This is a genomic window from Pseudoalteromonas phenolica (genome assembly GCF_005876835.1).
Classification (GTDB): Bacteria; Pseudomonadota; Gammaproteobacteria; order Enterobacterales; family Alteromonadaceae; genus Pseudoalteromonas; species Pseudoalteromonas phenolica_B.
Window position 1 is genome coordinate 14,160 of record NZ_PPSW01000019.1, and the last position, 22,843, is coordinate 37,002.

Annotated in this window: 14 protein-coding genes; 8 read left to right on the forward strand and 6 right to left on the reverse strand. The window is 42.0% G+C overall.

Translation table 11 applies throughout. The annotated features are described in order from the left end of the window. Positions 1-72 precede the first annotated feature (72 nt). From C1E24_RS12390 to C1E24_RS12410, 5 genes are all read right to left on the reverse strand, one after another. The gene (locus tag C1E24_RS12390; RefSeq protein WP_138481901.1) at positions 73-3,261 is read right to left on the reverse strand and encodes a glycosyl hydrolase family 18 protein; all 3,189 of its coding nucleotides are present in this window, start codon (positions 3,259-3,261) and stop codon (positions 73-75) included. A gap of 986 nt (positions 3,262-4,247) precedes the next feature. After that, entirely contained in the window at positions 4,248-6,713 is a 2,466-nt protein-coding gene (locus C1E24_RS12395) for a glycosyl hydrolase family 18 protein (RefSeq protein WP_138481903.1), read from the reverse strand. 277 nt (positions 6,714-6,990) lie between these two features. Beyond that, positions 6,991-8,442 (reverse strand): lytic polysaccharide monooxygenase, encoded by a 1,452-nt coding sequence (locus C1E24_RS12400; RefSeq protein WP_240722010.1) that lies wholly within the window; start codon positions 8,440-8,442, stop codon positions 6,991-6,993. A 70-nt stretch (positions 8,443-8,512) separates the two neighbouring features. After that, positions 8,513-11,671: a glycosyl hydrolase family 18 protein gene (locus C1E24_RS12405; RefSeq protein ID WP_138481905.1), complete on the reverse strand. Its 3,159-nt coding sequence runs from the start codon at positions 11,669-11,671 to the stop codon at positions 8,513-8,515. A gap of 520 nt (positions 11,672-12,191) precedes the next feature. Further along, positions 12,192-13,082, reverse strand: a complete 891-nt coding sequence (locus C1E24_RS12410) for a LysR family transcriptional regulator (protein WP_138481907.1) — start codon at positions 13,080-13,082, stop codon at positions 12,192-12,194. Between the two features lie 101 nt (positions 13,083-13,183). On the opposite strand from C1E24_RS12410, the gene C1E24_RS12415 reads away from it, so the two are divergent. Together C1E24_RS12415 and C1E24_RS12420 are read left to right on the forward strand one after the other, a co-directional pair. Then, entirely contained in the window at positions 13,184-14,350 is a 1,167-nt protein-coding gene (locus C1E24_RS12415; protein WP_138481909.1) for an MFS transporter, read from the forward strand. A 6-nt stretch (positions 14,351-14,356) separates the two neighbouring features. Continuing rightward, a complete protein-coding gene (locus C1E24_RS12420) occupies positions 14,357-14,887 on the forward strand; it encodes a GNAT family N-acetyltransferase (RefSeq protein ID WP_138481911.1) in 531 nt (176 codons plus the stop codon). 19 nt (positions 14,888-14,906) lie between these two features. On the opposite strand, the gene C1E24_RS12425 is transcribed toward C1E24_RS12420, so the two are convergent. Next, complete coding sequence (locus tag C1E24_RS12425) at positions 14,907-15,200, reverse strand: hypothetical protein (protein WP_138481913.1); 294 nt, start codon at positions 15,198-15,200, stop codon at positions 14,907-14,909. Positions 15,201-15,455: 255 nt separating this feature from the next. On the opposite strand from C1E24_RS12425, the gene C1E24_RS12430 reads away from it, so the two are divergent. The 6 genes from C1E24_RS12430 to C1E24_RS12460 all read left to right on the forward strand — a co-directional run bounded on the left by C1E24_RS12430 (position 15,456) and on the right by C1E24_RS12460 (position 22,750). After that, on the forward strand, positions 15,456-16,724 hold the full coding sequence (locus C1E24_RS12430; protein WP_138481916.1) for an efflux RND transporter periplasmic adaptor subunit: 1,269 nt from the start codon (positions 15,456-15,458) through the stop codon (positions 16,722-16,724). A gap of 12 nt (positions 16,725-16,736) precedes the next feature. Continuing rightward, positions 16,737-17,432 (forward strand): ABC transporter ATP-binding protein, encoded by a 696-nt coding sequence (locus C1E24_RS12435; RefSeq protein ID WP_138481918.1) that lies wholly within the window; start codon positions 16,737-16,739, stop codon positions 17,430-17,432. Positions 17,433-17,446: 14 nt separating this feature from the next. Beyond that, complete coding sequence (locus tag C1E24_RS12440; protein ID WP_138481920.1) at positions 17,447-18,805, forward strand: ABC transporter permease; 1,359 nt, start codon at positions 17,447-17,449, stop codon at positions 18,803-18,805. A gap of 2 nt (positions 18,806-18,807) precedes the next feature. Then, on the forward strand, positions 18,808-20,031 hold the full coding sequence (locus tag C1E24_RS12445) for an ABC transporter permease (RefSeq protein WP_138481922.1): 1,224 nt from the start codon (positions 18,808-18,810) through the stop codon (positions 20,029-20,031). Positions 20,032-20,096: 65 nt separating this feature from the next. After that, complete coding sequence (locus C1E24_RS12455; RefSeq protein WP_138481924.1) at positions 20,097-21,431, forward strand: sigma-54-dependent transcriptional regulator; 1,335 nt, start codon at positions 20,097-20,099, stop codon at positions 21,429-21,431. Next, entirely contained in the window at positions 21,431-22,750 is a 1,320-nt protein-coding gene (locus C1E24_RS12460; RefSeq protein ID WP_138481926.1) for a sensor histidine kinase, read from the forward strand. The genes C1E24_RS12455 and C1E24_RS12460 overlap by 1 nt, the downstream gene beginning before the upstream one ends. Positions 22,751-22,843 lie beyond the last annotated feature (93 nt).

Here is a 22,843-nt window from a genome sequence, read left to right on the forward strand (position 1 = left end):
CAATAATTCATGTTGAAAACGTCTGATATAGGAGCGGCCTAATGGCCACTCCCAGTTGGGAACCCTAACGGGTTAAAGGTTACATACTTTTTGCCATGCACCGCCGTCGCTTGGCGTGCCGTTGGTCCACCACTTGGCTTTGTAAACTGCGCCGTTGTGGATCAAAAGATCGCCCCCGACTGCATGACTTGGCTGACCCGCCCAGTTTGTGCGCGGCCAATTCGGGTAGGTGTTGATGTTATTAACATTCACACCTTCACAGGTTTTGCCGTCTGGTGGGGTATTGTCATCAGTGTCACCACCGTTCCCGCCGCCGTTGCCTGTGTCAGGCTTAGTCGCAATAGGTAACTCAGGGTATTCAGAAGTGAAGGCATACTTGTTGCCGTCTTTTTCAACCACAAAATTCACAGGGCCAGTAATTGGCATGTAATACATCACTTGCGCATTCACAGTTTCGCCCGGCTTGAATGACTCAAGCTGACCGCCCCATTGGTTTTTAAAGGTAATTGAGAAACGGTGGAATTCGTTCTCAAAACCGCCAATGTTGTTACCTGCGCTATTTGACGCATCGTGCTCAACCGCCATGCCCAGCTTTTTGCGTGCATTCCAGTTCGATTTGAAAATCGGTGACGTCGACGTAGGGACGTTGAACGTAATCGTCGCCCCAGTCAGATCCAGCTCTGAGTTGTTGGTAAACGCAAAAGTTGGACGAATTGGGTAGTTTTGGTCGCCAACCGGGAAATCTTTGGCGACAAAACGAATATCAACGGCTTTTTCTGGCGCAACAAATTCGTTGTCACCCAAGCTTGTGTTATACGCCACACCACGTTGGTTAAAGGTGTTGTACGCTAAAGACGTCATGGTTGACCCCATGAAGTACTCGCCTTTATCAGCGTGGTAGTCAAAGTCACCCGCAAGTTCCCAGAACATCACCCCGCCTAGGCCCTTTTCAACCACATAGTCGAGTTTGGTTTTCATCGACTCAGTGTCTTCCATTGAAAGGAATACTTTTTTCTCGGCGTTGTATAACCAAGGTGCCACCGCAACGTCGTCGTAATGACGCACATAGTCACCTTTAAATACATCATCCGGATCTGAGTCAGGCGTTAGACCATAAACCCCTAGGTAGCTTGGGTTAATGCCATGCTCTAGGTTTTTAGCATGCCAAAGTGGGTTAGAGCCTGCTGCAACTTCTTGGCCGTTTTCGATGTCGTGCCATAAGTTATCGATACCAATGGCACCGTTACCACACTTGTTTTTTTCACCAATGCCAGTGCCCTTCGGACAATCACTTTGGTTAGGTAGAGGGGCACGACCCCACAGGCCGTTTTCTCCACCACGTACGTCTTTAAAGCCACGGGTATAGTAAGGAATACCAATGTTGATACGCCCAGCTGGCATAGTGCCGCGGAAGTAATTCACCGCCCAGTCAGTATTTAAATAACCGATGCCACCAAATTCTTTGGTGTTATACACATTCCAAGTTTTCAGCTCTGTGTCTTTACCTGTGTCGTACAGTGGCGCATTGTGACCAACGTGATCATTCCACGCACCATGCAGGTCGTAGGTCATGATGTTGACAAAGTCTAAATACTGAGCCGTTTGGAATGTTTCCATACCGCGTAGAAGGTAGCCTGATGACGGTGCGGCAATGGTTAACATGTAGTGTTTACCGTCTTGCTCACCTGCTTTATCAAGGGCTTCACGTAGGTCTTTCATCAGTACTTGGTACGAGTTGTTTAAACCTGCACGACGAGCGTTACTGATTGCAAAGTCTTCTGGGTGACCGGTGTCTTTCATTGATGACGGGTATTCATAATCCACGTCTAGACCATCAAAGTCATAGGTTCTTAAGAACTCAACTGAGCTTTTAACAAACGCATCGATACCAGCTTGGTTAACACTACCATCTTCATTGGTGGTCATGGTGTAAAAACCACCGTTGTTAACGCGTTTACCTGTTTCGTCAAAGTAACCGCCGGTTTCAGCCCAGCCACCTACTGAGATAAGCGTTTTCACATGCTTATGTTTTTTCTTATATTTGCTCAGTAAGTTAAAGTGACCTTTGTATGGCAGAGATGGGTCCATTTCTGCACCTTCAACACCCGGCCAAGTCATATTAGTGGCAGCATTACCTTCGGCATTTGGGTTACCAATGCTGATTTCGTTTTTGTCATTAACATGCGCAAACGCGTAGTTAATATGGGTGATCTTGTCCCACGGAATATCATCAACGAGGTAGCTTGGCTGACCGTTTTTACCATGACGCCAGCTTGTGAAGTAACCAATCACACGTCTTGGGTGATCGGCCCCCATTTTTTCACGGCCCTCGGTGTCGTATATATCACAGTAGGCAGGCGTCACGCCTGGTGTTTGATATAAACCAGCTGGGCGACAGTCTTCATGAGACACATCACCGTCGTTGGTGTCTTTCACCACAAAGGTGCGGCTGATGATATCAGACGCTAAACCGTGTTCATCTTCAGCAACTAAGCTAAATACTTGACGGCCAGCCGTGGAGGCTTTCCACACAACTTGGTGTTCATTTTCAGTACTTGTTGCAAGCACTTCACCGTTTAGTTTGAGCGTTTGTGTAAGCTTGTCACCATCTGAGTCGCTGGCTACCAACGTGAACACAATCTCACTGCCGACTTCTAACTCACTCGGTAACTGAGCGGCAAGCCTTGCAACAGGCGCATTGTTTTTGTCTTTTGGTGGTTCTGCCGTCACCGTGATCTTACGGCTAACAGAGCGCGCCGTTGCACCGTCATCGTCTAGTGCTACACCATGAAATTCATGAGTACCCGCTTTGGCTTTCCAAAAGAAAGTATATGGCGCATTACTTAGTACCGTAACCAATGAGTCATTATGGTAAATCGCAACATGTTTAATTACACCGTCACTGTCTTGTGCACTAAAATCGAGCGTGACTTCTTCGTTTTCTTGCACAGACAGGTCTGCCGCCGGCTTAAGTAATTTAACCGATGGCGCTTGGTTTTCTGGCTCAGCAGAACCACAAGCACCTAGCTTAGTCCACTCTTGCCACTGACCTGAGCGAGCTTTTGGTGAAGAGCGGTTCCACCAATTAGCTTTGTAGGCAACATCGTCTTGCTGAACTTGATTACCGCCAGTGTAAACTTTCCCTGACTCCCATAGAGGGATATTTGTACAATCTACAGCGGCAAAACCGGGCGCACTCAGCATGGCTAACACCAAGGCTGAAGGCTTGAATCCCCTGCGCACTAAATTGAAATGTTTCATATTTTGTTCCTGACCTTAATTATTGTGATTTAAACAACCAACTAATTTGAAAATCACTTATTTACCCATTTGAGGGGCAAAAAAAGTCTAGAACACAATTTTTAAATCACAAAACTTTAACATTTGTGATTTTTTGAATTTTAATAAAGCAACGATTAGTAATAAAGAATGAGTCAAAAAACAATCAAAAATGACAACCCTGTTAAAATACTTATATATAACATATAGATATAACTTTGATTAAAGTTATACGCTGAAGAAATAACTGATTAAAAACTACAAAAAATCGTTACCTTTACTTTACGAAACTCACTGAGCATACCAGCCACAAATAATATAAAAAGATTATTAAAATAAATTATTGCAATACTTTTAGTTTAAATTAAGGCATAGGCTAGTAATTTAACAAAACGGTTTGAAAAGAAGTGCTTAGCCAAAACTGTTAAAAAATTGATATTGATTCTTATTTAAAAAGCTGGTTTTAATACATTTTCACTACCTTTTTATTGTTAATAATTTCGCAAAAATAAACAAGGGATAACAATGTTCTTTAAAGTAATTGAGTTTTTCTAGTTCAGGCAGAATTGAAAAACAATTCTTTATACTTAAATAAGCATGCCTCCCTTCTAATTTTCAAACTTAAAGCTGCCTACATTTAAGCCAAAACATTAAGAAATTAAGCGCAAATTTTTACCTATTTTGCAGTGAAGGAATTTAAGGAGCCGGATTAGAAAAATGAAGAACAATAGTCGGGCACTATTTGTAGAAGGCGAAACCATATCCTCGTTTTGATATGTTAAAAAACACATTAAAGTATAAGAAGAATACATGTCTGCTTAATCTGAGGTTTTTACAGATTAAGCAGAGCATGGCGTGTTGATTCATAATAAAAAAGGCGTCCTTGCCAAAAGAAAAATCTATGCGTTAGCTATATGTCATACCAATCCTCAAAATAAATGACTAAATAAAGAGGATTGGTAATAAAGTTACAGCTTTGTCCATACAGAGCTAGTGCTTGGGTTTTCGCCACGTGTCCACCAGCGCGCTTTGTATTGTGTACCTTCGTACCAAACTAAGTCGCCGCCAACATAAACTGTATTGGCATCCCAAGTTGTTTTACCTGTATCTGCAAGGTTATTCACTGTGACGTTGAAAGTACGAGAAACCGTATTAACACCATCGCTCACACTCACTGTGCCTTGTACTGTTTCAGTTGCAGTCACTTCGTTAGCCGTCAATGTAACTGAGCTACCAGAACCTGTTACTGTATGACCTGGTACTGCCCAAGTGTATGTCAGCGCTTGGTTCTCAGGGTCATTGGCAGTTACAGAAAGTGAAGTAGATGCTTTTTCGTCAACAGTTACATCAGCAACAGTACCCACGACTGGTGCTTTGTTATCTGAAGCCGGTGCTTTTACAATCACTTTAACTTGACGGTTTACTTCGTTTTTACCGTCTGACACTTTAAGGCTTAGGGTATAAACGCTGTCTACTGTGACTGTTGGTGCAGCAACAGATACACTTGCGCCATTTGCTGTTAACGTGAGTGCTGTATCTGCTGACCACTGGAAAGACACTGCTTTACCTTCTGGATCAGTCGCTGTCGCTGAGACAGTAGCAGACTTACCAGAGTCGATTGTCACTTCAGAAACAAGGTCAACCACTGGTGCGCGATCTACTGGCGTATCACTTGCACCTAAGCCTTCATGCATTGCATTTAAGATATCGCCGTTATCTGCATCAATTTCCCATGCAAATAAACCACCTAGGTTGTTAGCGCGCACGTATTGGCCTTTTGCCTTTACAGAGCGTGGGCTATCATAAGTGATTAATTTACCTGTACTACGGTTCCACACGTATGCGCCTTGTGCTTGCTCGTCATAGCCCACTTCAAAGCCATTCACGCCCTGCTCGTTGGCACCAATCATGTAAGACTTAACACCTTTATAATCAATGACACCTGCCTCCCAAACGCCCTGCGCTTTGGTGCCTGTTAACTTGCCATTACCCGGTGCTGTCATAGGGTTATCAGCAATCGTCGCATTTTGTGGATAAACACCTTCCCAACCACGGCCGTACATAGCTGTTCCTACTACTAGCTTCTTACTTGGTACACCTTGTTGAAGCAATAACTTGATTGCATTATCAATTGTGTAAGCAGGCCCTTTACGAGGATTACCTTGGTCATCAACACCTGTACCATTACACTCGCCTGCGCTTAGATGTGAACCACAGTAAAGCGCAGTTTGGTGACCTGTTACATTATTCCAACCACCAAAGAAGTCATAGGTCATCGCGAAGATGTAATCCATGTACTGAGCAGCTTGCTTGTAATCAACGTCTTCAATCTTGTCGTAACCTGTACCAATCGCTGAAGATAGCTCATATTTACGACCTGTTTCAGCCTCTAGACCATCAAGCATGGCACGTAGCTCTTTCATAAGTGCAACATAAGCGGCACCATCTTCAGGGCTACCTAGGTTAGCATTAGGACCGCCACCACCTGGGAATTCCCAGTCAATGTCAATACCGTCGTAGAATTTCCACGTTGTTAAGAACTCTTTCATTGAGTTAACGAATACGTCACGGTTTGCTTTAACCGTAAAGCCATGGAAAGGGTCTGAAAGTGTCCAACCGCCTACAGAAGGAAGAATTTTAAGATCTGGATTACGCTGCTTAAGCGCCATTAACTGTGCATAAGTACCACGAATTGGGTCTTTACTGTTGATACCTGGCAGTGCTTTTTGTATTGCAGCCCATGGATCATGAATTACGACTTCATAATCTTTTGAATCGCCACATGCAAGCTGAAGCGCACGTAAGCTGTTACCATTTTCAATTTCACCTAGTGAGCTATTCTCACCACAGATTGGAATGAAGCCATAAAGAATGTGCGTTAGGTTATCGACAGGGATCTTAGTTACATCATAGTCACGACCGTAGATACCCCACTCTACAAAGTAAGCACCAACCACAGTGTCTGTTTGTTTCGGGTAAGTTTTGTTATTTGGGTCAACATTCATCGCCAATGGCGCAAGATGACCACCATCTGTATCAGCAATGACAATCGGTTTTGCAGCTGACTTAGAACATCCTGTTGCATCACAAAGCTCAACACGTAAATCGTGACGACCAGACTTTGTGTAAGGGAATGAAATCGTGCCACCATTTGCGCCGGCAGCAACAGGGCCTTGATGAACAACTTGATTGTCAAAGTAAACTTTATAAGTGTCGCCTGCAGAGCCAGACCATGCATTCCATTTTATGTTGATCTGAACTTCTTTTTTGGTTTTAACCAGCTGTTTGTATGAACCGCGACCATCGAGGTTAATTTCAACAAACGAATAGTTTTGCGGCTCCCAATTAAGACTTGGTGTTGCCGGTGCCGCCATCGCTGTTGCTGCGCTCATGGCTGCCGCGACTGCGACTGCTGAAGTTAAAATTTTAAACATAGTTTAGTTCCTTCAATTGTTGTGTTTCCCGCCACGTTTCAACACTGAATGAGTTAACAAGCACAAAAATCGTGATGCGCACGCACATCTCTCATTCGTATTTGCTTGTCAAAAACGAGCATCTCAGCGCTTTGGGTCGTTCTAATGGTTATTAAAGTTGTTTCCTTATATTGTTTGAGCTCGGGCATTGCCCTTGCATCAAACAACATGCTTTATAATTTTTCTTTCATAACGCACTGTGGTTTCGCCTAAGAAAGCTGTATTTCTCACAGGCGTCTTAATTACCACCAGACTTTGTAAGTAACTCCCACGCTTGAGAGCTATCAGGTTTTTGGCCTCTTACCCACCATTTGGCACGATACGTTTTGCCTTTATAAATAGCGGTTTGACCTGCGGTATAAACCTTGTCAGCGCGCCATGTATCTTTTGAACCATCAGGTGGTGTCGTGGCTTTATTTTTCACATTGACAGTCAATGGCACCGTTTTACTAAACTCACCATCAGATACGATGACTGAACCGGTAAATTGCTGATCGACAGTCACTTCTGGCGCATTCACTGTGATGGTTGAGCCACTGCCTGTGAACGTTAGCGGTGCAGGTAATTCCCAAACAAAACTAAGTGTTGGCTGCTCATCATCAAAGGCATGAACATGCAGATGGGCACTGCTATTTTCTTCCAGCGTTAGTGCCGATGGAGTATGTACCGTAGGCGGAGTATTTTTAGGTGCCGCGACAATAGATAAATTAAAGGTGTGGTTTTTATCCGTTACAAACACTTGGTTTGAAAGCAAGTTTTGACCATCAAATTGCACATTTCCTTGCGCATCTTTGATACCAATCTGGATCAATTGGGCAAAGTCTAGGCTGACTTGTTCTGCCAATTGCTGCTGCCAATTTGGCATATCAGCGGCAACTTTTAATTGTTGCTGAATAAGCTCTTGACCGTTCACATCAAATAAACGCAACCAAACTGTATCGCCAGCATTGGCTTCTTGCCCTTGTTTGATGAAATAACCCGCCACATGCCATTCAATTGGATTAGGATCTGTCACTCGTTCAATGGTAATGTCTGAACAGTTATAAAACCCTTCACCTACCACATCATTACGTTGCCAGCGACTGAATAAAATGGCTTCACCATTAAATTTCTCTGGAATGGCAACGTCCATTTCGTAATAACGCTTACCATCAGGCGCCATAAAAAATTCAACATTGCCATGCTCTTGCACAAGCTCTACATCAGCCCAATTTAGTGGCTGTGCGTGAATATCAACGCCAGGTTTTGAAATATAAAATTGCCAAAAACTTGGGTTGTGAGGTGTGGTAGCGCGGTAGCGAATTTTAATGGTGCCGTTTGCATTAGGTTTAACAACAGTTCGCTGCCAATCAACAGAAGGTGTGTTGATGCCGATTTTATTTACATCGCCACCTGAGCATAATTCACCATCAGGCACAGCCGCTTCAACAGCCGCTTGATTTAAGTATTCAGGAACATTAGCTGCAAACTCATGTAGCTGTATAAACTGTACTTGCCCACTTTTTAGGTAAGCTGCACGACAGGCAGTATTTGGAATATTACTGCCATCTTTTGGCCACCAAAATCCACCTTGTTCTTCACAGATTGCCTGTCTCGCTTTAGGGCTATCCATGTAACCATGGGCTGAAACAGAGTCAGCAAACCCTAGGCCCATTGCCACAGCAATAGCCGATAACATTATTTTTTTCATGATAGTTCCTTGGGGCTGGCAAGCAGCCCCTTAGATTTCTGGTTAAATAATTTCTAGTTAAAGGTTTGGCTTACAAAGCACACACTTTTTTCCAATCGCCGCCTTCAGCTGGCTCTTTCGATGTCCACCAATTTGCTTGGAAAACAACTTGGTTGTGTATTATGTAATCACCTGCGTTGGCATGGCTTGGGTTACCCGCCCAATCAGTGCGTGGCCAGTTCGGATAAGTATTAATGGTGGTAACATCTACCCCATTACACGCGCCATTTCCTGGATCACCGTTACCTGGGTTACCTGTATCTGGCTTAGTCGCGATTGGTAGTTTTGGATACTCGCTAGCAAATGCATACGAGGCACCATCTTTTTCAATCGTGAAGTTAACCGGACCGGTAATAGGTATGTAGTAAAGTACTTGAGCATTCACAGTTTCACCCGGCTTAAATGATTCAGCTGCACCGCCCCACTCATTAGTTAGAGTGATTGACGCTCGGTGGAATTCATTCTCAAAGCCACCAATATTATTACCCGCGGCATTAGAGTTATTCGTATCAATCTTGATACCTAACTTCTTCTGCGCATTCCAATCTGACTTAAAGATTGCAGAGGTAGATACTGGAATATTGAATGAAATCGTTGCACCAGATAAATCAATTTGTGAGTTGTTAGTGAACGCGAAAGTTGGACGAATTGGATAATTATCATCACCAACTGGGAAGTTCTTCGCCTCAAACTTAATATCAACCGCTTTGGCTGCCGGTACAAATGCGCCGTCACCTAAGTGCGCACCGTATGGTGTTGATGCTTGGTTGAAAGTGTCATAAGCAAGACGCGTCATAGTGCTACCCATGAAGTACTCGCCTTTTTGCGTATCGTAGTCAAAGTCACCTGCAAGTTCCCAGAACATTACACCGCCAAGCTCTTTATTGACCACATAATCAAGCTTAGTCTTCATTGACTCTTCGTCTTCAATCGATAAGAACACTTTCTTTTCTGCATTGAATAACCAAGGCGCAATGGCAACGCTGTCATAATGACGCGTATAAGACCCCACCATTTTGTCTTCAGGGTTATTTACCGGATCTAAACCATAAACACCCAAGTAACTTGGTGTGATGCCATTTTGTAGGTTTTTAACGTGCCATAGCGGGTTACTACCTGCAGGTACTTCAATACCATCAACAGTGTCATGCCATAAGTTATCGATACCAACCGCACCATTACCACACTTGTTCTTCTCGCCCACACCTGTGCCTGGTGCACAATCAGCTTGATTTGGTAATGCTGCACGACCCCAAAGGCCATTTTCACCGCCTTGAACGTCTCTAAAACCACGGGTGTAATAAGGTAGACCGATATTGATACGACCTGCTGGTAACGCACCTCTGAAGTAAGTCGCAGCCCAGTCAGTATTTAAGTAACCAATACCTTCAAACTCTTTAGTGCCATACACATTCCACTGCGCCAGCTCAGAATCTTTACCTGTATCGTAAAGCGCTGCGTTATGGCCAACATGGTCGTTCCATGCACCGTGTAAGTCATAAGACATGATGTTCACAAAATCTAGATATTTAGCTGTTTGGAATGTTTCCATACCACGTAGTAAGTAACCAGAAGATGGTGATGCAATGGTGAGCATATAGTGTGTATTATCTGCCGCACTTGCCGCATCTAGTGCTTCACGAAGTTTACGCATTAACACATCGTAAGAAGCATTTAGGCCTGCACGACGGGCGTTACTAATTGGGAAGTCATCAGGGTGGCCTGAGTCTTTCATCGATGAAGGATATTCGTAGTCAATGTCTACACCATCAAAGCCATACTCACGAATGAATTTAACCGCACTGGCTACGAATGCGTCGATACCAGTATGGTTTACACTGCCATCAGCGTTAGTAGTCATGGTATAAAAACCACCGCTGTTCACACGATTGCCATTTGAATCGAAGAAACCACCTGTTTCAGCCCAACCACCGACAGAGATCATCGTTTTCACATCAGGGTGTAGTTTTTTGTATTTATTTAATAAGTTGAAATGACCTTTATACGGTAAGCTTGGGTCCATCTCAGCGCCTTCAACACCCGGCCAAGTCATGTTGGTAGCTGCGTTACCGGCTGCATTTGGATCGCCGATACTTAGTTCATTCGCCGCATTCACGTGTGCAAACGCATAGTTGATATGGGTGATTTTATCCCAAGGAATGTCTTTTACTAGATAACTTGGTTGACCGTTCGCGCCATTTCTCCAACTTGTGAAGTAACCAATTACACGACGTGGGTGATCTGCCCCCATTTTCTCACGGCCTTCTGTGTCATAAATATCACAGTAAGCAGGTTGAACACCTTGCGCTTGGTAAAGGCCTGCTGGGCGACAGTTTTCATGGCCTGTAATTGGGTCACCTTTTTCTTTCACGATGTAAACACGCTCAACGGGTGTGGCTGCAAGACCCAATTCATCTTTAGCAGTCAAAGAGAATGTGTAAGTGCCCGCAACGGTTGGTGTCCAAACGTATCGCTCCGACCCTTTAGTGCTATTTACAACCACTTCATTGTTAACTGTCAGTGTTTGCGTAACTGCATGACCATCAGCATCTGACGCACTCAGGTTAAATGTTACTTGAGAGCCGACTTCTAACTCTGATGGCAAGGTCGCAGCTAAACTCACAACCGGTGCTCGGTTCTCATTTGATTTCTTCTGAACTGTCACAGAATGACGTGCCGACTCCGTTCGCGCACCGTCATCATCTTGTGCAATCGCATAAAAGACATGATCTCCAACCACTGCCGTCCAATTAAATTCAAACGGTGCAGTATTGAGGGTAGTTAGTAATTGACCGTCTAAATAGACTTCAACTTGCTTAACTTGACCGTCGGTATCACTGGCTTCAGCTAAAATGGCAACGCTGTCATTTTCATTCAGAAAATTGCCATTTGCAGGGCTTAACAAAGACACCTTTGGGGCTTCATTAACAGGTACATCGGATTGACAGTTACCTAGTTTAGTCCACTCCTGCCAATCACCTGAGCGTAATTTAGGTTCTACTTTGTTCCACCAATTAGACTTATAAGCTACTTTATCTTGCTGAGCTTGCATGCCCTCCGAGTAAGCTTTACCAGCTTCCCACTGAGGAATATTTGTACAATCCACACTTGCAAAGGCAGGTGCGCTGAGTATCGCTAAAACCAATGCCGAAGGTTTAAAACCTTTTCGCATCAAATTCAAATCCTTCATAACTTGTTCCTGATTAAACCTGTTGTATTTTTTTAACTAAATTAACTTATAAGTTACAGATGTACCCGTTAACGGATCGAAATTAGTCTAGAACATAAATTTAAAATTACAAAGTTTTAACATTGTGACATTTTCACGCTCAAGAAATAAACAGCAGTAGAGTTAAAACTGAACAAAAAGCGTTCAAATATGAAAGTTATATGAATATTTCTATACTTTACATGGACATATACTAAAGTCGAATGGAGAGAAGTGTGGATTTACTAGAATCAGAAACACTTTAATTTGAATAAAAAGCTTTACATAACACAGTCATCAGACCAGATGGGGCGAGTTTAATAAAAACAACAAAAACAAATATTTTCAGTAATTTATGAAGTTTATTAAAAAACAAGCTCAGAAAAAATCGAACACAGTAAGTATTTTCCTTTCCAATAAAATGTAACAAAAGGAGTTAAAACTCTAAATTATTCATTAATAAGCACTAAAAAAAACATTTAATTGCCAATTCAACAATAATTCACAACCTAAACCCTTTCATCTGCTGCTTCAAATTATCGATAAACATCCTTGTTTTTAAAGGCGTAAAGCTTGTTTTAGGGTAATACGCCCACAAACGATTCACTTCGCTTTTCACACTTGGCATAACCGACACTAGTACGCCCATATCCAACTCTCTCTCAACATAATCAGGAGAAATAAAGATTAAGCCCATGCCTTGTATTGCGGCTTTCAAAATTGCGTCTAGATTCTCAGATACAAAGTTATAATTATTGAAAGAAACGAACTCACCATTTTCTAACAAGATCCCCCCTTTTTGCTGATAGTAATTATTAAGCAACATTTTATGCTTTGCTAAATCTTCAACTGATTTGATTGGTGGGTGTTTTTCTAAATAGCTTGGTGCGGCAAACACACTCATTTGATAATCAATTAAGTGCGTGCCTTTGTGCGAAACAGAGTCAAACTCTTCATGATATCGAGTGATCACTAGATCATGACTTAAATCAGGATCATTACCTGGAATGAGTACATTTAATTGCACCGACATTTTTGGATATTTCTGCAAGAACCGCTCTATGTTTGGCATTAACAATGAGCTACCAACAGCTTGCGTTGCCGCGACTTTTAGCACGCCTTGTGGCTCTTCGTGGGCGCTTTTTACAGATTCCAGCATGGCATCAAATTGCGCTAGCCAAGGCGATGCCTTTTGCAGAAAACCTTGTCCTGATTCGGTTAAACTAACTTGTCGAGTGGTTCTCACAAATAGGCTGGTTGCTAATTGCTTCTCTAACCAATCAATGCGTTTACTTACCGCTGAGGCCGAAATACCTTGTTGCTCGGCAGCCGATGTAAAGCTTTTAGTGTTGGCGACAAGTTCGAAACTTTTTACTGCAGATAACCAATCCATTTATTATTTCCTATCAGGAACTAGTATTTTTATTATTACCTTATTTTTAAGAAAGTAAAAACCCAGTATTTTGTGCATCTGTTCGTTTTTTAAGAAAAGTTATGTCCTCTATTGTGTTCCTTGCGGTGCTATTGATGTCTTGCTCTCAGTTTGCAAGCCAGCTTTATATGCCTGTTTTACCAGACATAGCTACAGATCTGGCTTTAAGCTCCAGTGCCAGCCAAGCTGTGATCGTAAGCTTTTTTATCACGCTTGGATTAACCCAGTTAATTGCTGGACCTTTGAGAGATAAATATGGTGACAGACAAATTCTAATCGTTGGACAGCTCATTTTAGTAGCAGGCACGTTAATATGTGGTTTTGCGGAGTCAAATTGGCAATTTCTGCTAGGCCGAGTTTTACAAGGGATAGGCTCAGCTTCGCCAGTTTTGATCAGTCGAACCTTGTTAGCGCAGTATTTAACTGGTGCGAAATTGAAAAGTGCGATGGCAAGCCTTGCAATGGCAGCGTCGATCACAGCAATACTTTCACCCATGATAGCAGGTACACTCGCGCAACTTATTAATTGGCAAGGCCTCTCATTTATTATGGTGCTACATTTTGCACTGGTGTTGTGGCTGGGCTTTGTGATCCTTCCTAAATCACAAAAAAACAATGCTCACTCTATTAGACCTCGAGCGTTGGCGAGTTTATATAAATCGCTGTTACAAGATAAAAATTTAATCTTACTGGCAAATTTTAAGTGGTTACCTACTTACTTATATCTGACCATTCAGCTGTATTTACCTTTTTATTTACAGGCACAGTTTCAGTTTAATACAGAGCAAATTGGCTACGCGATGATGCTACCTATGGCGGGCTTGTTAGTCGGTTCGTCTTTAGCAAAAATAATGCAAAAGCGTATGAGCTATATGAAAATCGTCAAATTACTATGGCCTGCCCTGCCAATAGCTGCGTTTATTTTCGAGTTTAGCCATATCAGTGCGTTAGTTATGCTATTTGCTTACACGCTAATTATGATGGTGTTTGGCGCATATTTTCCGAGTTATATGCACATCATTGGCTTATTACAACCAGAAAAAGCTGGCTCAGCTAATGCGCTAGTAGGCGCAATAGAGTTATTATTTTTCACGGCCTTAGCTTGGCTGACTAATGTTATTTTATTTAGCAGCCAACATATATTGCCCCTTATCGTACTAACTTGCTCAATTGTGCTATGGCTTTGCTGGAAAAAACTATCATTAAACCTAACCCTATGTGAGAGATAAAAAGAAATGGAATTCACAACAAAGAGACTGATTATCCGCCGACTTAAAGTCTCTGATTTAGAGGCAGTATTAGCACATAGAAGCGACCCCTATACCTCTCGCTATATTGGCAAGCCCGCGACTTTTGCTGATGCGCAAGCGCGGATCGCACAAGCTCAACTGCCCTGGGAAGGCAGAGAAGGTGAAAGACTAATACTTGCGATTGAGTGTAAAGAAAGTAGCCTGTTACTTGGTGAATTGATGTTCAAGTTTATTTCTGTAGAAAATCAGTGTGGCGAAATTGGATATCGATTAGCAGGCAAGTACCAAGGCAAAGGCTATGCGTTCGAAGCGGCCAGCGCTTTAATTAAAGAAGTCTTTACTCAGTTTGAACTGAACAAGCTTAACGCGATTTGCGCTGTAGATAACATAGCCTCGTGGAAACTCATGGAAAAGCTGGGGATGAAAAGAGAAGGAAGACTCAGAAGTTATATGAACCTTCCCTCTGGCACTACTGACTGCTTTACATATGGTGTGTTAAAACATGAAGTGATTTAGACCTTTGGCTTTTATACCCTTAGCTCTTTATACCCTTAAACAAGAGCGGATAGCGTCTGATCACTTCACCGATATAGTCATCGGCAAGTATCGATTTTTCAAATTGCTCGATATCTTTGCTGGCATGGATCACCCATTCAAGTCGTTCAATCGCCCTTAAAAACCCCCGCTTCAAATGCATTTGCTGCTTATATTCATCACAATTACGCGCCAATATCTCGATTTTTTCAGGATTAGATTTCAAGGCACTCAGTACTTCCTGAATATAAGCATTGTCTTGTGGTTTCGGGGCACGTCTCACTCTATTTCTCATCACTTCGCCACTGCATTGTTTTTTATCACTTTACCCTCAAAGTACGGCATTGGGGGCTGTCTTGATCATAACGCATGTCCACAATTGTGTTCGGACAGTTTAACACCCGTCCGAAATCTGTCCGACTGACCGTCCGATATTAATTACCGACATTCACACAAAAGTAAAAAGCCAATACTTTCAGAACCTTACGTGTTGGCACGCTGTTTGTAATACCTAACTATCTTTCAGGTATTATTTTTAAGGCGGACAGCTGTGATCAGAGACACCCAAGGACAAGACAAGCAAGTAGCACCACGTCGAAATAGCAAAAAGTGGTTATTGCTTGCATCAGGCTTACTAGCCACAACAGCATTAACGGCTTATTCAGTGCCCAAATTTAGTCAACTTTTAAGTACTGATTTAGTGGTTTCACAATCAGTTATCCAAACTGCCATTGTTGAACGTGGTGATATGCTCGAAGACATTCGAGTAGAAGGAAAAACACTGGCAGCAATTAACCCTGCAGTGTATGCCATTGCACCGGGTACGGTCACTTTATATGTGAAAGCGGGCGATAAAATTAATAAAGGGCAAGACTTATTGAGTATTAACAGCCCTGAGTTAAGAAATCAGTTACTGCAAGAACAAGCAACTCTGGCGCGATTAGAGACAGAGTTTAATCGTCAGAAAATCACCACAGAGCAACGTTTACTCGATACCCAGCAGCGAGCTGAATTAGCACGCGTTGACCTTGAAGCGGCATCGAGTGCCATGGAGCGTGCCAATGCCAGTATTAAAAAACAAATCATTTCAAAATTGGAGCTCGAAGAGAAAATCGTTGCGCTAAAACGTGCTGAACTTAATAAAAAGCATGCGATTGAAGCACTCGATTTAGAGCAAAAAAGCCTTAACTTTGAGCTTAAAATTGCCGAACTAGCGCTAACCCGTCAGCAGCACTTAACGCAAGAGCTAGAGCGCCAAGTGGCGGCTTTAACGATTCAATCACCGCTAAGTGGCATTGTTGGCACTGTGAACGTGCAACAAAAACAACATGTGCAACGAGATGCTGAATTGATGTCACTGGTTGATTTATCAGAACTTGAAGTCGAAGCCTTTATTCCTGAAAACTTAGCCGATGAACTGGCAATTGGCTTAGCCGCAAACATTCAAATTAATCAACAAACTTACCCTGCAACTTTGGTGGCAATTTCTCCCGAAGTTGAACAGGGCCGTGTCGCTGGCCGCATTCGCTTTGACCAACAACCAGAGAAACTTAGACAAAATCAACGTGTCAGTGCGCAACTTATTTTGTCACAAAAACAAGATGTCCTAAAAATCAAGCGCGGTGCTTTTGTCGAAACAGGCGCTGGAAAAGTTGCCTACTTAATAAACGAAGGACAAGCACACCGTCAATCAATCAGCATTGGCGCTAAAAGTATTCATGAAGTTGAGTTAACATCGGGCGTGAAAGCCGGAGATAAGCTCATCATCTCAAGTCTTGCTGCGTTTCAAAACCAACAAAACGTCATGCTTAGTAATTAAAAGGAAAATATCATGTTATCAATGCAGAACATCAGCAAAATTTATCGCACCGAGCTTATCGAAACCCACGCCTTGGTTGACGTCAACTTTGAGGTAAATGAAGGAGATTTCATCGCTGTCACTGGCCCTTCAGGTTCAGGTAAAACCACCTTCTTAAACTTAACCGGTTTGCTCGAACCTTTTGATAAAGGTCAATACTTTTTGGATGGACAGGATGTTAGTAAATTAAGCGACAGCCAACTTTCTAAAATCAGAAACGAAAAAATTGGCTTTATCTTCCAAGGTTTTAACCTGATCAGCGAATTAAACCTTTACGACAACATTGAAGTGCCTTTAATTTTCAGAGGGCTACCAAGCCATGAGCGTAAGCAACGCATCGAAAATGCCCTTGAAATGGTAGGCCTTGCTAGTCGAGGTAAACACTTTCCTGCACAATTAAGTGGTGGTCAGCAACAGCGTGTTGCGATAGCGCGTGCACTTGCAGGGCAACCTAGATTTTTATTAGCCGATGAGCCAACAGGTAACCTTGATACCCATATGGCACGCCAAGTGATGGATTTACTGCAAGAGATTAATCAACAAGGTACGACCTTGCTAATGGTAACGCACGATAATGAACTGGCCCAACGCGCACATCGCAATATTCAAATTCTCGATGGCCAGTTAACCGATATCAACAAAAGCCAACTTACTGATTTAGCTGTTTAGAGCATAGGTGCGACATGAAAGATTTATTTCAACTCGCCCTGCAAGGCGTTAAACAAAAAGGCAAACTCACTATTTTGATGATAGCTAATTTGGTGATCGGTATTACATTATTACTCACAATGAGTACCACGGTAAGTTTATTTGGCCAAAGTGTGCTGACTGATAAAGCTTCACAAATGCATCATTTTAGCCTGAACTATTTGGACAATGACTTCGAATTTGTCAATCAGTTTCGCTATCCGCCACTAACATTTCAAGATGCTCAGGCACTTAAAAGTGCCGATTTAGACTATAAGCACCTATCATTTAACTATGACACGCGCTTTATTTTAGAGTCAGAGCAGTTAGATAGCGCACGGCCTATGTTTGCCACAGCATCTGCCTCTGATATCGATTATTTTAATGTATTTAATGTACCTTTTATTTATGGTGCACCTTGGTTAGAAACACAATCACAGAGCGACGTTATTGTGATTGATAAAAAGGTCAATGACCACTTTTTCTCTGGTGAAAACTCGGTTGGACAATTTATCAAAATTAAAAAACAACCTCTAAAAATTGTTGGTGTAATGGATTTATCAAAGTTCAAATATCGCATTTCCAATGTGCGCTTTAACACTCGATACATTGACTTGGCTATTGTTCCTATAGCTACAGCAGAAAGGATGAACCTACCTCGGGTTGGTTATATGCCTTGCCAAACAAAAGAAGAAAACCATATAAGAGAGTATCGCGAAAATAATATTTCAGCACTTAAATCTGCTGAATGTGGCTATCTTCAAACTTGGATAGAGTTCGATAAGCAAAATCATCAGCAACAACTCGCCGCAGCGACTCTATGGGCAAGCAATTATACACAGCAGCAAGCAAGACTTGGTCGGTTTCCTCATAAGGAAAAATATAAGCTTAACAATTTACAGCTTCTCCTCGACAAACTTTTACAATTAATAAGTTGGGAAAAAGTCTATCTGCAGTTTTCTTACCTGCTATTCGCAATTTGCTTAGTGAATACTGTTGGCATTTTGCTTGCGAAATACCAGTCTAAGAACAAACTGGTTTCGCTCTATCGTGCACTTGGTGCGAGTCGCTGGTATATCGTAAAAATACACCTTATTGAAATAAGTTTAATTGCCTTCGCAGCCATTATTGCAGGTGTGCTATTCGCCCACTTAGGCCTTGAACTGATGTTCCAAGTCAGTATGTATCAGATGGACTACGCAGCAGATCCAAGTTTGGTTAAACATTTATTTAGTATGGATTACAGCTTTGCATTGACGTCTGGTGTATTTATTTATGCCGCTATTTTAACTACAGGTTTATATCCGGTTTACCGTATAAGCGGTATTTCACCAGCATCGCAGCTTAGGGGGTAGGCATGTCTTTAAAGCATATTTTAAAATTAATTCTGAAACAAAAAAGTATCTCGATACTGATTATATTCCAAGTCGCCATTACACTCATGATCGTAAGCAATAGTGCTTACATTAGTTATGCAACACTGCAAAACTGGTTAATTCCATCAAAACTTGAAGAAAAACAAATCTTAAATGTGATCACCAACGTTTATGATGACCAAGTCGATAAAGGGCAATTAATTGAGCGCGACTTAACAGCAATTCGAGCCCTACCTGAAGTTATATCAGCAACATATAGTGGCGAAGAAAATGTCATTGATACACGTCGTTCAAGCAATGCAGTTTATACTGATAACCTTGATGAAAATGCCAAAGATCATGCTACTGGGCTGTTTGGTGTTGACCAACAAGGCGTAAGTTCTTTAATGCTCAATATCAGTAGTGGTCGTGACTTCTACGCAAATGAGTTTGTCACAGGAGATGCCGCAACCACGCCAGCAAGCGTTGCGCTTATCAGCGATGATTTAGCAAAAGCTTTATTTGAAGATGCTTCGCCTCTGGGCCAAACTGTGTTTTTAAATACTGCCAAAACGCCTTATCAAATTATTGGTACTTTTGAAGATAAAATGCTGGGTGAAGTCGCCACCTATGAACAGGTTTGGTATCACAGTATGGTCATTCCTGAAGCTATTTATGGTCGAAACAACGAAATAAACTATATTATTCGTGTTGAGCCAAACACCTCAGAAAAAATTTTAGAAATACTAGAAACTCAACTTTATCAAGAGCCTGGACGTATCGTGTCGCGTGTAGAGTTTTCTGCTCGTGCTAAAAAGCGTTTATGGGATGGCAGAAGTAGCTTCGCTTTTGTGATGTTTGCTATCAGTGCGTTAGCTTTGCTCATCACTTCATTAGGTATTATTGCGCTTGTTACGTTTTCAGTCAAAATGCGTCATAAGAACTTCGGTATTTTAAGAGCGCTTGGTGCAAGTAAACATATGGTGTTAAAAAGTTTGATTATTGAAAACTCGCTGCTGGCACTGGTAGGCTTGGTGATAGGCTTCTTTTTATCTTTATGGCTAAATATAGCACTGTTAAAGACGCTTGGCGTACAAGGTACCCCTGACATTATTGTTGGCCTATTGGTCACCTTGTTTGTCTGGCTATTAACTTGCTTTGCGGCTTATTTACCCGCCAGAAAGGCAACGTTAATTGCGCCTGCGCAAGTGACTAAAGCCAGTTAAACCGATAAATAATAAAACTAAGCTAGAGAGAAATAAATCTCTCTAGCACAAAAAAGAAAAACAATATGCAGAAAAGTAAAGTTCTGATCATCGACGACAACCCTGACATAGTAAAAGCACTCAGGGTTTTATTTTTAATTAATGACATTGAGTGCGATGGTGCAACTTGCCCAGAAGCAGGTATGACGAAACTGCAACAAGGTGGTTTTGATCTCGTCATTCAAGACATGAATTTCACGAAAGACACGACCTCGGGCGAAGAAGGTGAAGCACTCTACCACCGGATTCGACATTTTGATCCAGACCTCCCTATCATTCTACTCACTGCATGGACTAACCTTGAAATGGCTGTGGCACTTATAAAAGATGGCGCAGCCGATTACATTGCCAAACCTTGGGAAGATCAAAAGCTCCTCACAACAGTGCAAAATTTGCGAGAAAGCTATCAACTGCAACAGCAGCAACTGAACAATCACGTTAAGCAAAGATCACGGTTACAAAACCTTAGTGATAACTTCGATCTGGCAGGTATGGTATTCGCCGACAACAGCATGATTAACCTCGTTGAGATGGCCACTCAAGTTGCCCATTCAGATGCCCCCATCTTAATAACTGGACCAAATGGTGCGGGTAAAGAAAAAGTTGCTGAGCTTATCGTCGCCAATAGCCAATATAAAGATGCCCCATTTATAAAAGTAAATGCGGGCGCATTGTCTGCTGATTTAATCGAAGCAGAATTATTTGGTGCAGAGGCTGGCGCATATACTGGTGCAACCAAAACCAGAGAAGGTCGCTTCGAAGCGGCCAATGGTGGCACTTTATTTTTAGATGAAATTGGCAACTTACCACTATCTGGGCAACAAAAACTGCTTAGAGTCTTACAAAGTGGCGAATTTGAACGCGTAGGGAGTACCAAAACTCGTAAAGTCTCTGTAAGAATTGTCAGTGCAACCAATCGCAATTTGCCTCAAGCCATCGCCAACAGTGAGTTTAGAGAAGACTTATACTATCGACTCAATATGATTGAGTTAAAACTCCCGCCTCTTTCCCAACGAAAAGACGATATTCCCTTGTTAGTGCAATCATTTCTTGACTCAGATAAAACGCTCAGTGCCAATGCTGAACACACATTAATGGCGCACTCGTGGCCTGGCAACGTACGAGAATTACAAAATGTGCTTGGTAGAGCCGCACTACTTTGCCAAAACAATACCATTGAAAGTAAAGATTTGGGGATTACACTGTCAAAAGTGCCGGTCGAAGAGAAAGTCGAATACAGTTTGCAAGACATCCAAAGTGCACTCGATAAACATCAAGGTATTATTGCTAAAGCAGCACGTAGTTTAGGATTGAGCCGTCAGGCATTTTACCGTCGTATGGAAAAGTTCGGATTAAAGTAATGCAGCACAATGAGATAAGTTTATTACACAAAACAGGCTACTCTTTACTGGCCTGCTTTACGGTTTTTTGGTTCATTTATGCAGCGGGTGGTCAATTCGGATATCAGGGGCTTTGGCTAACCGCTGTTGCGTTTACTTCTTCATTTATATGCTTATCTTCTGCTCTACTCTATTTTGTCAGCTTTCAACAAAAACAGCTTGATGCTTTACATGATGGCATTAAAAGCTTCAAAGATGGCGACTTTTCTATTCGTATTCACCCTGATGGCGATAAACACCTAGCACCCATATTAGATTTATATAACGACCTTGCTCGCAACCTTACTGAGCAAAGACAGACTTTAAGCCAAAAAGAGCACTTGCTAGATAGCATTGTTCAAGCCTCGCCTATGGCAATTGTGCTTTTTAACCCGTTCAAACAAGTTGTCTATCACAACCAACAGGCGAACGGGCTATTACAAGTTGCAGGCTCATTAAAAGGCAAAGAGCTATATGGCTTACTTGATAACGTCAGTGCACCAATTCGCTCCTTTTTACTTGATCAAGGCTCAGGCATTGTCAGCTTTGAACACAATGACTTAAAGCATAGTTATTATATTGCCAACCAAACCGTCACTTATAACCATCAGCCACACCAGCTTGTTTTATGCAAAGACCTATCTTTAGAAATTGGTAAAGAAGAGCTACAACTTTGGAAAAACGCCATTCGTTTAATTAGTCATGAACTAAACAACTCATTGGCCCCAATTTCTTCGCTCACATCGTCAGCTGAAGCCATTTTAGAAAAGAATTCGCATCTTGATTTACTCCCTGATATTTTGCAAACCATTAGCCAAAGAGCCTCTAATCTGAACGCTTTTATCGCAAAGTATGCCGAATTTGCCCGTTTGCCAAAACCAAATATCAGCAAACAAAACCTTGCAGATACACTGCAGAGCGTCCAAAAACTCTATGCCTTTGAACTATTGGCTGATTTGCCATGCGAATATGCCTATTTCGATGTTTTACAGCTAGAGCAAGTTTTAATAAACCTCCTTAAAAATGCCCATGAATCTGGTTCAAATGTGTCCGGTATAGGTATCAAAGTCGTTAAAGATTATAACCGAGTTCGCTTTGCTGTTGTCGATAGAGGTCAAGGGATCACTCAGGGCAAAATCAGCCAAGTGACTCTGCCATTTTTTTCAACAAAACAAGGCGGTAGTGGACTTGGATTGAGTATTTGTTCAGAAGTGATCAACGCGCACCAGGGTCAATTAAAGATTAAAAATCGTACAAACGGTGGCGTTATGGTTGAATTTGACATCCCATTAAAACTTTAAAAATAAAATATTAAAAAAATCACAACTCATTGATAAACATCAAAATATGAATATATTCATAAAGCAATGTAAGCAAATTTGTAATATGATGTA

What these genes read in the sequence shown, in the direction of transcription:
- C1E24_RS12390 (WP_138481901.1), bottom strand. Translation starts at nt 3,261, where the DNA reads ATGAAACATTTCAATTTAGTGCGCAGGGGATTCAAGCCTTCAGCCTTG.
- C1E24_RS12395 (WP_138481903.1), bottom strand. Translation starts at nt 6,713, where the DNA reads ATGTTTAAAATTTTAACTTCAGCAGTCGCAGTCGCGGCAGCCATGAGC.
- C1E24_RS12400 (WP_240722010.1), bottom strand. Translation starts at nt 8,442, where the DNA reads ATGAAAAAAATAATGTTATCGGCTATTGCTGTGGCAATGGGCCTAGGG.
- C1E24_RS12405 (WP_138481905.1), bottom strand. Translation starts at nt 11,671, where the DNA reads ATGAAGGATTTGAATTTGATGCGAAAAGGTTTTAAACCTTCGGCATTG.
- C1E24_RS12410 (WP_138481907.1), bottom strand. Translation starts at nt 13,082, where the DNA reads ATGGATTGGTTATCTGCAGTAAAAAGTTTCGAACTTGTCGCCAACACT.
- C1E24_RS12415 (WP_138481909.1), top strand. Translation starts at nt 13,184, where the DNA reads ATGTCCTCTATTGTGTTCCTTGCGGTGCTATTGATGTCTTGCTCTCAG.
- C1E24_RS12420 (WP_138481911.1), top strand. Translation starts at nt 14,357, where the DNA reads ATGGAATTCACAACAAAGAGACTGATTATCCGCCGACTTAAAGTCTCT.
- C1E24_RS12425 (WP_138481913.1), bottom strand. Translation starts at nt 15,200, where the DNA reads ATGAGAAATAGAGTGAGACGTGCCCCGAAACCACAAGACAATGCTTAT.
- C1E24_RS12435 (WP_138481918.1), top strand. Translation starts at nt 16,737, where the DNA reads ATGTTATCAATGCAGAACATCAGCAAAATTTATCGCACCGAGCTTATC.
- C1E24_RS12440 (WP_138481920.1), top strand. Translation starts at nt 17,447, where the DNA reads ATGAAAGATTTATTTCAACTCGCCCTGCAAGGCGTTAAACAAAAAGGC.
- C1E24_RS12445 (WP_138481922.1), top strand. Translation starts at nt 18,808, where the DNA reads ATGTCTTTAAAGCATATTTTAAAATTAATTCTGAAACAAAAAAGTATC.
- C1E24_RS12455 (WP_138481924.1), top strand. Translation starts at nt 20,097, where the DNA reads ATGCAGAAAAGTAAAGTTCTGATCATCGACGACAACCCTGACATAGTA.
- C1E24_RS12460 (WP_138481926.1), top strand. Translation starts at nt 21,431, where the DNA reads ATGCAGCACAATGAGATAAGTTTATTACACAAAACAGGCTACTCTTTA.